This window comes from Rhodopila sp., from assembly GCF_965276935.1.
GTDB lineage: Bacteria > Pseudomonadota > Alphaproteobacteria > Acetobacterales > Acetobacteraceae > Rhodopila.
In genome coordinates this window covers 334619-346736 of record NZ_CBDIBS010000004.1, presented here as the reverse complement: position 1 = coordinate 346736, position 12118 = coordinate 334619, and the positions used below count along the sequence as shown (strand labels likewise).

Genomic DNA, 12118 nt, shown 5'->3' with positions numbered 1-12118 from the left:
ATGTCGCGGTTGATCGACCGGGTGAAGGCAGGGTGAGGCGAGCCGGACCTACCAGCCGGGACCCGGTCCGAATTCGTAGCCCGGCCCCCAAGGACCCCAGCCTCCCCAGTTCCACGCCCCGTCGGAATACAACTGCGCGGTGGTTTCCTGCTGGTCGGCCAGTCTCTTCTGCTGGACGTACTGCTGATAGCGATTGAAAGCCGTCTGCGAGCCGACATAGAGGCAGTCGCAGACCAGCGGGTCCGCATAGACGTAGTTCACCGTGTCGCCATGCGGGCGTTGCAGGAAGCGGTGCGGCGGCAGGCGGTTCAACATGTCCTGGCGCTCCGGCGTATTGGCCGGGCGCACGATGAAGCCCGCGGCGGCCAGGCTGTCCTCTCTCTGCGAAACCCGTTCCTGCGGCGTCGCGCAGGCTGTCAGCGCAAGAACCGACGTCAGCAGCAGGGATGGCACGGCCCATCTGCTGTTTCCAAGGGGCCGAGGGCGCTGCGACGTCATGACTGTCTCCGTGGCTGAACCGCGCGATTTCAACGCACGTATCGCTGCATCGATAGGCTGCTGTCTCGCCATGGTCGCGGATTGGAGACACTTCGTTGTGAGCGGCAACACACTGCCGCATGATGGCCTGGCCACACACCTGCATGCGGGACAGTCAATCAGACTTGCAACCCACCGCGCCGCGAACGATACATCCCGTCCATGAACGACACGACATTATCCGTCCCGGGAGCCGGCCCGCGCTACGATTTCGCCGCCGCCGAACCCAGATGGCAGGCCGCCTGGGCGGAGCGCGGCTGCTTCCGCGTGGCCGATGTGCCGACGGACGGAAAACCCAAATACTACGTGCTGGAGATGTTTCCCTACCCCAGCGGCAAGATCCACATGGGGCACGTCCGCAACTACACCCTGGGCGACGTCGTCGCCCGCTACAAGCGTGCCCGCGGCCATTCCGTCATGCACCCGATGGGCTGGGACGCGTTTGGCCTGCCCGCCGAGAACGCCGCGCGGGAACGTGGCGTCCACCCCGCCCGGTGGACCTTCGAGAACATTGCCACGATGCGGGCCGAACTGCAGCGCATGGGCCTGTCGCTGGAATGGGAGCGCGAATTCGCCACCTGCCAGCCGGAGTACTACCGTCACCAGCAGAAGCTGTTCCTCGACTTCCTGAAGGCTGGCCTGGTGGAGCGCCGCGAAAGCTGGGTCAACTGGGACCCGGTGGACGGCACCGTCCTGGCCAATGAGCAGGTGATCGACGGCCGCGGCTGGCGCTCTGGCGCGCCGGTGGAAAAGAAGCAGCTCAGTCAGTGGTTCCTGAGCATCACCAAATACGCGCAGGACCTGCTGGACGCGCTGGACGGCCTGGAGCGCTGGCCGGAGCGCGTCCGCCTGATGCAGGCCAACTGGATCGGCCGCAGCGAGGGCGCGAGGCTGGGCTTCAGGCTGGCCAACAGCAAGGACACGATCGAGGTCTACACCACCCGCCCCGACACCCTGTTCGGCATGTCCTTCCTGGCCATCGCCCCCGAACACAAGCTGGCCGCCGCGGTCGCCGCCGAAAGTCCCGCCGCCGCCGCCTTCGTCGCCGACTGCCGCAGCCGAGGCACCTCCGAGGCCACGATTGAAACCGGTGAAAAGCTTGGCTTCGACACTGGCCTGCGGGTCGAGCACCCGTTCATCCCAGGCGCCACCTATTCGGTCTGGATCGCCAATTTCGTGCTGATGGAATACGGCACCGGCGCGATCTTCGGCTGTCCCGCGCACGACCAGCGCGATCTCGACTTCGCCCGGAAGTACGCGCTGACCGTCACCCCCGTGGTGCTGCCGCCCGCCGCCGATCCGGCAAGCTTCGCCATCGGCAACCAGGCCTATGTCGGCCCCGGCACGACCTTCAACTCCGGCTTCCTGGATGGGCTGGAGGTCGATGCCGCCAAGCGCGCGGCGATCGAGGCGCTGGAAAAGCAGAACGTCGGCCAGAGGGTCACCAACTGGCGGCTGCGCGACTGGGGGGTATCGCGGCAGCGCTACTGGGGCTGCCCGATCCCGGTCATCCACTGTTTGACGTGCGGCGTCGTGCCTGTGCCAGACGAGCAGCTCCCGGTCACGCTGCCGGATGACGTGACGTTCGACCGGCCCGGCAACCCGCTCGACCACCACCCCACCTGGAAGCATGTCGCCTGCCCGGTCTGCGATGCGCCCGCCTGCCGCGAAACCGATACCTTCGACACCTTCGTCGACAGTTCCTGGTACTTCGCCCGCTATTGCTGCCCGACCGCGAATGTTCCCCTGGTACGAGAAGCCGTCGATCACTGGATGCCGGTGGACCAGTATATCGGCGGCATCGAGCACGCCATCCTGCACCTGCTGTACTCCCGCTTCTTCACCCGCGCGATGCGCGACACCGGCCACATCGGCGTGTCGGAGCCGTTCGCCGGCCTGTTCACCCAGGGCATGGTCAACCACGAATCCTACCGCGCCATCGATCACACCTGGCTGTATCCGGAAGAGGTCGAAAAGCGGCCGGACGGCACCGCCATCCATCGCCAGACTGGCGAGCCGGTCACCGTCGGCCGCGTCGAGGCGATGAGCAAGTCCAGGCGCAACACCATCGACCCCGGCGCCATCATCGCCCGCTACGGCGCCGATACGGCGCGCTGGTTCATCCTGTCGGACAATCCCCCCGAACGCGACATGGAGTGGACCGAGGCCGGCGCCGCCGGCGCCTTCCGCTTCACCCAGCGAGTCTTCCGTCTAGCCGAGACGCTCGACGGCGTCCGCGCCGAGATGATGCCCGACAGCTTCGGTCCCGCCGGCCGCGCCCTGCGCCAGGCCACCCACCGCTGCATCGCCGCGGTGACGGAAGCGCTGGACAGCTTCGCCTTCAACCTCGCCGTCGCACGGATCTATGAACTGGCCAACGCCATCACCGATGCCGAACGCTCGGCACCGGAGGCCGGCCTGGCCTGGGCGCGCCGCGAGGCGGTGGAGATCCTGGCGCGCCTGGGCAGCCCGATGATGCCGCATCTGGCCGAGGAGATCTATGCGCGCCTGTTCCCCGACAACGGCCATCTGGTCGCTGAACTGAACTGGCCGCAAGCCGATCCCGCGCTGCTGGCGGCGGACAGTGTCACCATCGCCGTGCAGGTAATGGGTAAGCTGCGCGGCACGATTGAGGTGGCTCCGGACGCGCCAAGGGACGCGAACGTCGCGGTCGCCAAAGCCGAGGTCAATGTGGCCAAGGCGCTGGCGGGCAAGCAAGTCGTGAAGGAGGTCTACGTCCCCAACCGGATCATCAACTTCGTGGTCGCGGGATGAAGCACCCGGTCAGCCGGCGCTGGTTCGGTCTCGGCCTGACCGCGTCCGTGGCGGGCTGCGGGTTCCAGCCGGTGTACATGCCGACGGCGTCCGGCAAGGCCGGCGTGGCACAGCGGGAACTGGCCGCGGTCTTCGTGCGGATCATTCCAGACCGGCCCGGACAGGTGCTGCGGCAGGCGCTGCAGGAGCGCTTTGGCGACGACGCCGGCACCCCGGCGCAATACGATCTTCAGGTCGGTTTCACCGTCGCCGGCGAAGGCATCGGGATCACCACCAACGACATCGCCACCCGCGTCCGGCTGACCGGCATCGCGAACTGGACCCTGCTCGCGCACGATACAGCGCAGAGCGTCCTGACCTCCGGCAACGCCCGCGCGCTGGACGCGGTGAACGTCTTCAACGAGCAGTACTTCGCCGCCGACCTGGAGACCGAGGCCGTGCAGACGCGGCTGGCCGAGGCGCTTGCCCAGCAGATCACCGTCCAGCTTGCAATATGGTTCCGCCGGCGGGCGGCCCGGACCGGCTGAGGCGCGGTGAAGCTGTCTCCCGCTCAGGTCCCGGGCTTTCTGCGCAATCCCGGCTCGGTCCGCGTGGTGCTGCTGTTCGGCGACGACGCCGGCATGATCCGCGACCGGGCGGAGGCGCTGGTTCGCGGCGTCGCCGGTTCGCTGGATGATCCGTTTCTGGTGGCCGAACTGGCGCGCGACCAGATGCGCGACCTGGCGAACGAGGCGGCGTCGCTGTCGCTGATGGGCGGCCGCCGCGTGGTGCGCGTGCGCGACGTGACCGACGCCGCCGCCGATGCCGTGCAGGCGGTGCTGAAAGGTTCGGCGCCGGCGCTGGTGGTGCTGGAGGGCAGCAGCCTGCCAAGCCGCTCCAGGCTGCGAACCTTGCTGGAGGCCGCGGCGGACGGCACCGCCATCGCCTGCTATCCGGAGGAGGGGCGGGCGCTGGAGGAGACGATCAGGGGAACATTGCAGGCCGCCGGGGTTGCGATCGATCCTGACGCGCTGTCCTGGCTGTCACGCCAGCTTGGCGCCGACCGCGCCTCCACCCGGGCGGAGGTGGAGAAGCTGGCGCTGTATGTCGGTCCGGGGAACCGCGTGGACATCGATGCCGCGCGAACCTGTGTTGGCGATCTGGCTGGCCTGTCGCTGGACGATGCGCTGTTCGCCGCCACCACTGGCGATGTGTCCACCGCCGACCGCGCGTTGGAACTGGCGATGGCGGAGGGGGCCGCGCCGGTGCAGGTGCTGCGTGCCGCGATGGCTCACCTGCAGCGTCTGCATCGCGCCAGACTGGCGATGGAGCAATTTGGTCTGTCCCCGGCGGATGCCGCCAAGGCGCTGCGGCCGCCGGTGTTCTATCAGAAGGTCGCCGCGTTCAACCGGGCGCTGGGGCTGTGGTCGGCAGCGGCGCTGAATGCCGCGCTTGGGGCAATGACCGAGGCCGAACGGGGCTGCAAGCGGACGGGATGGCCGGACCGTCTCCTTTGCCGTGGCGCTGTCTTGACGCTGGCGCGACGATCCGCGCTGAGGGTTCGTCGGAAAGCGGATTAATCAACAGGGCGTATCACGTTATGGACGGATCGAGCGAAAAGAGACTTTCTTTTCGCGGGCCTGTGTGCAACAACATTGTTATTGGCTGTTTGCGCACTGCGGCGCCACTATAGGCCCTGGAGATTGAAATGTCGGTCAAGCGGTCAAGCCTCCGGGCGCGCCCTAATCCGCATAATCCGGTCATTGTCGTGCCGCCGTCTCCGTTGGGATCGGCCGAACTAGACATTATGCGCAATGCCCTGCTCGATGTTGCGCCGGAATGGACGGTCGATCTACACGGCTTTTGTTCGGATGAGGCAACTCTAATCCTGCTGCCGGAAGACGGCGATGACGCTAAGGGTCCCAGCTTCGTGATTAGCCGGGAAAATTTTGGTTTCAGGCTTGATCAACTGCACTGGGACGAAATGCATGAGGTTGGTATCTATTCCGCCCTCACTGAAACGGTCGCGGCCATACAGGTCCGCCTAACCTTCACGGCCTGCCAAGCTGATTCGCCTTTGGCCATGCATTAAAGATCAGGATCGATTATGGACCAAAGGATGGACCGCGCGTCCGTCCCCAAGATCGATCCGTGAGTCCCCATGACTTGAGGAGGCCAGCGCATCGCTGAATCACTCCGCCATGCGCTTATCGGTTGGCGGCGCGGGCGCTCCATGACGGCAGTGGGCGACCGACCCTGATTTGCAGCCGGTATTCTACACAAACTTTTAGCCCGCATCCGGTTCGGCAGAGCATATCGGACCAGTCCAAGCAGGATCGTTAGGCAAGTCCGCTTGATGGCGCATCAAGTGTTTTATGCCGGCTCGATCCCGTCAAGCGCAACGCGTGTCCACATTGTCTAATGCTCTGCTTATGCCCCGTGGGCTCTGCCGCCGCACCGTTGACAGCGTCCGAATTCGATCGTATGGCAACAAAAATGATACCAGTCAGGGGGTGAGACAGTGGCGGAATATAATTTGGTTTCTCCTTACGCGTATTGGTACAGTTACGGCGTCTGGGATAACCTGACTTCCGGTCAATATGGGCAACCAGGCTTGTACGACACCGCGCTTATCCAAAACGGCGTGCCTTACGTTTATGGTGCGTATCTCGACGGTCCGCTAATTCTGATCCAGAATGCCAATGCTAACGCCAACGTCGGTGTGGCGTTCTACAACACCGCGATTGGCAGCGACACCTCGATCTTCATCAACGCCAGCGTCGGCACGCCGCAAATCATTTTCAGCGACTCTGTGCTTTATGGCAACCTCTATGCGCAAAATGGCAGCACAACCCTGTCGATCTCAAGTAATACCTATGGCGTGATAGTCGGCACAACCGTCGTAGGCGGTGATTACTCACCGTATTCAGGTTATTATCAGGCGACGTTAACCGTGGCTGAAAACGGCGCGTTCAGCAATTATGGGCAAATGTACAGCGAAGGTGGCGGGAACCTGTCATTCTCGATCGGGCAGCAGACGCTGTCTAACTATGGCGGCATCAGTGCCTATGGTGGATTAATTACCGTGGGTAACTCGCCTGCTGGGAACTTCGATAATGAAGGTGCTTTAGTCGCGGGCGGCAACGGTACAATTACCGTCAACTCGGCGCTGACCGTCGGGCAGAGGGGCGTTGTCGCCGTGGATAGCGGCACGTTCATCCTTGGCGGTCCAATGGGCGGTTCAGGCACTCTTGATCTCAATGCGGGGAACATGACCTTCCTCAATGCCAGCGCGATGGGCATTTCGTCTACCGTAACGACGAAATTCAGCGGAAGTTCGTTCACCCTGACGTTCGACGGCGCGACGTCTCTCTCAGACCTGCTCCAGTCGCCCACGGGTCAAGGCGGCCATGATAACTTGATCATCGGTGCTTACTTTGGAGGAACTGGAAAGGTGCAGTTGATGGACCTCGCTCTGGACACGTCCCACACCTATGCTGCGTCCAACTTTACCACCCAGGGAAACCAGCTTCTGTTCGCGCATGCCTGACGGCTAATCAGGGGCTTCCGCCTCCCAAGTTGCTTGGACGGCGGACGTATTAGCTAGCGTCGCGTAATCGTAAACCACCTTTGGCCTGATGTGGTGGTCACCTGAGATTTGGTTCGGCGACGGTCATACTCGGGTTGCCGCCGCTAGTCATTACTTCCAAGCAGGCTTTGACCGGAATCTTTATGTCCGGCAATTCCGGTATGTCCGGCGACTTGGACGCTTGGCGATGTTGCAGTGCACACAGCATGGGGGCACAGTCATCGCGGACATCGGAAGGCATGATGCGATTACTGACCACCCCGCTGCTGCGCGCCGGCGAGCGTGCGCCATTCGGTTTGCTCGTGGCGATGACGGCGTGCGGCACGCTGGGCATGCATGTGATCATTCCCGCATTGCCCGCCACGGCGCGCGCTTTGGGCATGTCGATCGGCGCCGCGCAACTGACCATCACCCTTTACCTGATCGGCCTGGCGATTGGGCAGCTTCTGTATGGTCCGGTGTCGGACCGCTTTGGCCGAAGACCGGTCGTGCTGGCCGGGCTGTCGCTGTTCAGCGCCGCCAGCGTGGTGACCGCGGTCGCACCGAATGCGGCGGTCCTGATTGGCGCGCGGATCATGCAGTCGATCGGCGGCTGCGCCGGGCTTGTGCTGGGACGCGCCGCCGTCCGGGATGGGGCGGCGGCGGACAAGGCGGCTGGGCAACTCGCCCTGTTGACACTGGTGATGGCGTTGGTTCCGGCCATCGCGCCGGCGATTGGTGGCTTCATCACCGCCTATTATGGCTGGCGGGCGAGCTATGTGCTGCTCGCGCTGATCGGCTGCCTGACCTTGCTGGCCTGCGTGCTGCGCCTGCCGGAGACCCGGACGCCGGACAGCGGGGCCAGACGGTCCTTGGTCACGAGCTATGTCCGGTTGCTGCGCTCCCGGCGGTTCCTCGGCTACGCGATCGGTGGCGCATGCTCGACCACCGCGTTCTACGGCTTCATGTCGGCGTCCCCCTTTATCTTTGAGACGCAGTTGCATCAGCCGGTGCAGGACATGGGCCTGTATTACCTGTTCCTGATGGGCGGCGTCGCGCTGGGCAGTCTGGGCGCGAACCGGCTGGCGGGACGCCTGTCGGTGCCGGTGGCGCTGCGGCTCGCCAATGGGGTTGGCGTCCTCGGCGCGGCATTGTTCGTGCTGGCCGACGTCACCAACCAATTGAGCGTGGCGACCATCGTCGCGCCGGTGACGCTGTTCATGGTCGGCGCCGGCATGGCGAGTCCCTTTGCGCTGGCCGGCTCGGTCAGCGTCAATCCGCAGGCGATCGGCGCGGCGTCCGGAATGTATGGCTTCGTGCAGATGAGCTACGGGATGCTGTGCACGGTGGTGGCGGAGACCTGGCATCCCGGCGCGGTCTATCCGGTCGCCACGGTTCTGCTTGCCTCCGCGTTGCTCGGCCAGGCGGCGATGTCGATGGCGGTGCGGGCGGAGCCGCGGCGGCCGGACAGGGCGTAGACGCGGGCTGATGCCTGTCAGTCGCCAATGACGGCCCGCTCGGTCCGTGTCGAAGTGGGCGGCAGATGCAACGGCAGCAGGAACAGCATCGCGGCTGCCGCACCGGCACCGCTGATTAGAAGCACCTCCAGCGCCGGGAGGCCGGCCACCAGGGGGGCGGCCAGGGTGGGACCGGTCGCCTGCGCCAGCAGCACAGGTACTGCAAGCCAGCCGAGCAGCCGAGCGTAACCGTCGGCGCCGAACAGGGCCAGCGGCAGCGTGCCGCGGTTGACCGTCAGGATGCCGTTGCTCATGCCATACAGCAAGGCGAACGCGGCGGCGGCGAACAGGCAGCCGAGGATGCCGCCGGTCAGCAGCATGGCTGCACCTAGCGGGAACAGCATCGCGCCCAAACGAGCCTTGGTGAGAAGGCCGACGCGCGTGCCGATGGTCCATTCCAGAATGCGGCCGAACACCTGGCCGGGGCCGATCACGGCGGCGATGCCGACCGCCTGCGCCGATGTCAGTCCGATCCCGGCGAGCAGCGGAAGGATGTGCACGGCGATGGCGGAGGTGATGAACCAGCGCATCGTGAAGAACGCTGCCAGATAACTCACGGCCCGCCGGTCCGGCCTTGTGCCGTCCGCTGCCGTGACACGGGGAGCCGTTCGCCGGCGAGGCGGGGCCGGCGGCACCAGCAGCCAGACCATTGGCAGGTTGATCGCCAGCATCAGGCCGGCATAGGACAGCAGCAGGCCACGCCAGCCAAATGCGCCAATCAGCGCCGCGCCCAGCGTCCAGAATACCGTGCTGGCGAAACCGGCGACCAGGGTGACGCCAGTGATCGTCGGTCCCGCCGCCTGCCCCAGCAGGCCGCCGATCGTGGCGAAGGCGGCATCATACAGGCCGATCGCCATGCCGGCTCCGATCACTGTCCACCCGAGATACCACTGCGTCAGACTGGCCGCGCAAGCCAGCAGCACCTGGCCCAAGGCGATGACCAGGATACTGGCCAGCAGCGCGCCGCGTCCGCCGTGCTGGTCGATCCAGCGGCCAACCCTCGGGGCGCACAGACCGGTCACCAGCAGAGCCCAGGAAAACGCACCAAGGATGCGGAAGGTCGCTTGATGCAATGTCTCGGCCGCGGCGCCGGTGACGATGGCGGGCAGATAGAAGGTCATGCCCCAGGACAGGGTCTGGTTAATACCGAGCACGGCGCCAAGGCGGAAGCGGGCGATCGGCCGCGGCGGGGACTGAGCGGACGGCAACATCGGGCGCAGCATCGAACCGCGGCCGGCGCAAGACAATCCGGACGATGCGGCGAACTTGTCCAGATGGCGAAGTCAATGAGTTCGGACGTAACGTCATTGGCGTTGGAGAGGTGGCGTTGAAGGCAGTGGCGCCTGCGGTCGGAGAGCGGATTTTTCGCTGATCCATTGATGGTCAAGCTGATCCTCTCATGACGGATCTGATCGCCTGCTTGTTGTCGGAACCCGCCGAACAGCCGTAGACTGATCAGAAAGCAGCAGGGGAGCGTTCCGATGAGCAGTCAGGCATCCGACTATACCGTCGCCGACTTCAACTACATCGAGCACCGTGGCGTCCCGCAGCGCCTGCGCCTGTTCATGCCGACAGGACCGTCCGTCGGTGCCGGCCCGTTCCCGCTGGTCGTGGACATCCACGGCGGCGCCTGGTGCAACGGCGACCTGAAGGACTGCGAGGCGCGCGACCTGGCCCTGGTGGGCGACGGCTTCGCGGTCGCCGCCGTCAATTTCCGTCATGCGGGGGAGGGCTATCCAGCCTCCTCCGTCGACATCAACTACGCGATCCGCTGGCTGAAGGCGCATGCCGGCAAGCTTGGCCTGAAAGCGGACAAGGTCGGGCTGTCCGGCCAGAGCAGCGGCGGCCACCTGGCGATGCTCGCCGCGATGCGGCCGGCCGATCCGCGCTATATCGCCATTCCCTCGCCGCATGGCGTGCCGGGCGACATCGTTGTCGATGCGTCCGTTCAGGCGGTGGTGATGCAGTGGCCGGTGATCAACCCGCTGTCGCGCTACCGCAACGCCGTCCGTCTGCGCGATTCCGCCCAGCCGCCGGCCTGGGTGGGCGATATTCCCGATCGCCACGACCTCTACTGGAAGACCGAGGCCGTCATGCAGGAAGGCAACCCGATGCTGATCCTGGAGCGCGGCGAGAAGGTCCCGCTGCCGCCGGCGCTGTGGATCCAGGGCAAGCCCGATCCGATCCATGATTACCGCGATCCGGACGGCACGTTCGACGGCAACGAGCCGGAGCGCTTCGCCCACGACTACCGCGCGGCCGGCGGCTCGCTGGAGTTGCTGTCGATCGACAACGCGACCCGCGCGACGGCCTCGATCGAGCCGACGGCGGCGTTCTTCCAACGCCATCTGAGCTGACGCCGCCGTCACGGACCGCTCGCTCCTTGCCCTGCTGATCGTCGGGCTCGGCACCCTGGTGGTGCCGCTCGACTCGGCGGTCAACATCGACTTTCCGTATATCGTCGAGCGGTTCGGGCTGCCGATCCCGATGATCCAGTGGCTGGTGATCAGCTACGTGCTGACCCAGACCAGCCTGATGCTGAGTTTCGGGCGCATCGGCGACATGGTGGGATACCGCCGCGTGTTCCTGTTCGGCACCGGCTGGAGCACGCTGGCGTTCGTGGCCTGCGCGCTGGCGCCATCCTATCCGCTGCTGCTGATCGGGCGGATCGCGCAAGGCATCGGCGCCGGGCTGATCCTGAGCTGCGGCCCGGCGCTGGCCACCAGCCTGTTCCCCGAGGCGATGCGTGCCCGCGTGCTGGGCCACTACATGATGATGTTCGGTCTCGGCGGGGCGCTCGGCCCGGCAGTGTTCGGGCTGCTGCTGGAACGCTTCGGCTGGTCCGCCGTGTTCAGCTTCCGCGCGCCGGTCGCCGCCGCGGCGTTCCTGCTGGCCTGGACGCTGCCGGCGGATGCCAAGGCCGAGCGGCGGGAGAGTTTTGATGCGGCGGGCGGCGGGCTGCTGGCGGCGGCGTTGAGCTTCATGCTGCTGGCGCTGAACCAGTCGCGGCACGTGCTGTGGCTGGGGCTTTTCGCCGCGGCGTCGGCGCTTGCGTTTGGGGCGTTCGTGCGACGGGAACGTCGGATCCCTCGGCCGATCATCGACCTGTCGTATTTTCGGAATTCCGCTTTCACCGCGGTCAACGTGGCGTTCGCGCTGGTCAACCTGGCGGGGTTCGCGATCATGCTGCTGGCGCCGTTCTACCTGAGCAAGGTCTCCGGGTTGTCGGTGCCGGTGGGCGGGCTGGTGCTGGCGGTGTCGCCGATGGGGATCATGCTGGCCGCGCCGCTGGCGGGACGGCTGACGATGGACCGGGCGCCGCGGGTTGTCGCGCTGGCGGGTATGACGGCAAGCGCGCTTGGTTTGGCAGGCGTCTCGTTGGCGGGCGTCGTGCCGGATGTTTCCCTGCTGGCGGCTTCGATGTTCGTGCAGGGGTTCGGGATGGGGCTGTTCCAGGTGGCGTATTTCGACATCGTCACCGCCGCCATCCCGGTGCGCGACCGGGGCGTGGCCGGCGCCTTGGGCATGGCGACGCGAAGCATTGGCATGGTGACAGGGGCGACCGTGCTGATGCTGGTGTTCCAGACGCTGCAAGCGTCAGGTGGGTTCGTTCCGGCGTTCCAGGATACGTTCCGGGTGGCGGCGGCGATCCCGGCGCTGCTGGTGGTGGTAGGGCTGGTGCGGCGGCCGCGGCGGAGGGCGTGACTTGTAGCACACTGATTTATGGGGAATGGCCTGGCTC

The 12118-nt window shown here is 65.7% G+C and carries 10 protein-coding genes; 8 read left to right on the top strand and 2 right to left on the bottom strand.

Annotated elements, in window-relative coordinates; genetic code table 11:
• Window positions 1–48 precede the first annotated feature (48 nt).
• A complete protein-coding gene (locus tag ACQY4S_RS17945) occupies window positions 49–453 on the bottom strand; it encodes a hypothetical protein (protein WP_428486594.1) in 405 nt (134 codons plus the stop codon).
• A 246-nt stretch (window positions 454–699) separates the two neighbouring features.
• Between ACQY4S_RS17945 and leuS the strand changes: the two genes are divergently transcribed.
• From leuS to ACQY4S_RS17915, 6 genes are all read left to right on the top strand, one after another.
• The gene (gene leuS, locus ACQY4S_RS17940) at window positions 700–3312 is read left to right on the top strand and encodes a leucine--tRNA ligase (protein ID WP_428486593.1); all 2613 of its coding nucleotides are present in this window, start codon (window positions 700–702) and stop codon (window positions 3310–3312) included.
• Complete coding sequence (gene lptE / locus ACQY4S_RS17935; protein WP_428486592.1) at window positions 3309–3839, top strand: LPS assembly lipoprotein LptE; 531 nt, start codon at window positions 3309–3311, stop codon at window positions 3837–3839. The genes leuS and lptE overlap by 4 nt, the downstream gene beginning before the upstream one ends.
• A gap of 6 nt (window positions 3840–3845) precedes the next feature.
• Window positions 3846–4871 carry a DNA polymerase III subunit delta gene (holA, locus tag ACQY4S_RS17930; RefSeq protein WP_428486591.1) on the top strand — a complete coding sequence of 342 codons (1026 nt, stop codon included), beginning with the start codon at window positions 3846–3848 and terminating at the stop codon, window positions 4869–4871.
• Between the two features lie 128 nt (window positions 4872–4999).
• Window positions 5000–5383 (top strand): hypothetical protein, encoded by a 384-nt coding sequence (locus tag ACQY4S_RS17925; RefSeq protein WP_428486590.1) that lies wholly within the window; start codon window positions 5000–5002, stop codon window positions 5381–5383.
• 429 nt (window positions 5384–5812) lie between these two features.
• The gene (locus tag ACQY4S_RS17920; RefSeq protein ID WP_428486589.1) at window positions 5813–6841 is read left to right on the top strand and encodes a hypothetical protein; all 1029 of its coding nucleotides are present in this window, start codon (window positions 5813–5815) and stop codon (window positions 6839–6841) included.
• A 278-nt stretch (window positions 6842–7119) separates the two neighbouring features.
• Entirely contained in the window at window positions 7120–8337 is a 1218-nt protein-coding gene (locus ACQY4S_RS17915; RefSeq protein WP_428486588.1) for a multidrug effflux MFS transporter, read from the top strand.
• Window positions 8338–8354: 17 nt separating this feature from the next.
• Here ACQY4S_RS17915 and ACQY4S_RS17910 read toward each other — a convergent pair whose 3' ends face one another.
• A complete protein-coding gene (locus ACQY4S_RS17910; protein ID WP_428486587.1) occupies window positions 8355–9587 on the bottom strand; it encodes an MFS transporter in 1233 nt (410 codons plus the stop codon).
• 270 nt (window positions 9588–9857) lie between these two features.
• Between ACQY4S_RS17910 and ACQY4S_RS17905 the strand changes: the two genes are divergently transcribed.
• Both ACQY4S_RS17905 and ACQY4S_RS17900 read left to right on the top strand, forming a co-directional pair.
• The gene (locus tag ACQY4S_RS17905; protein ID WP_428486586.1) at window positions 9858–10733 is read left to right on the top strand and encodes an alpha/beta hydrolase fold domain-containing protein; all 876 of its coding nucleotides are present in this window, start codon (window positions 9858–9860) and stop codon (window positions 10731–10733) included.
• Window positions 10734–10794: 61 nt separating this feature from the next.
• Entirely contained in the window at window positions 10795–12081 is a 1287-nt protein-coding gene (locus ACQY4S_RS17900; RefSeq protein WP_428486585.1) for an MFS transporter, read from the top strand.
• The last annotated feature ends 37 nt before the right edge of the window (window positions 12082–12118 follow it).

Coding starts and splice junctions, on each gene's coding strand:
- ACQY4S_RS17915 (WP_428486588.1), top strand. CDS start 7,120: ATGATGCGATTACTGACCACCCCGCTGCTGCGCGCCGGCGAGCGTGCG.
- ACQY4S_RS17910 (WP_428486587.1), bottom strand. CDS start 9,587: ATGTTGCCGTCCGCTCAGTCCCCGCCGCGGCCGATCGCCCGCTTCCGC.
- lptE (WP_428486592.1), top strand. CDS start 3,309: ATGAAGCACCCGGTCAGCCGGCGCTGGTTCGGTCTCGGCCTGACCGCG.
- ACQY4S_RS17905 (WP_428486586.1), top strand. CDS start 9,858: ATGAGCAGTCAGGCATCCGACTATACCGTCGCCGACTTCAACTACATC.
- leuS (WP_428486593.1), top strand. CDS start 700: ATGAACGACACGACATTATCCGTCCCGGGAGCCGGCCCGCGCTACGAT.
- ACQY4S_RS17925 (WP_428486590.1), top strand. CDS start 5,000: ATGTCGGTCAAGCGGTCAAGCCTCCGGGCGCGCCCTAATCCGCATAAT.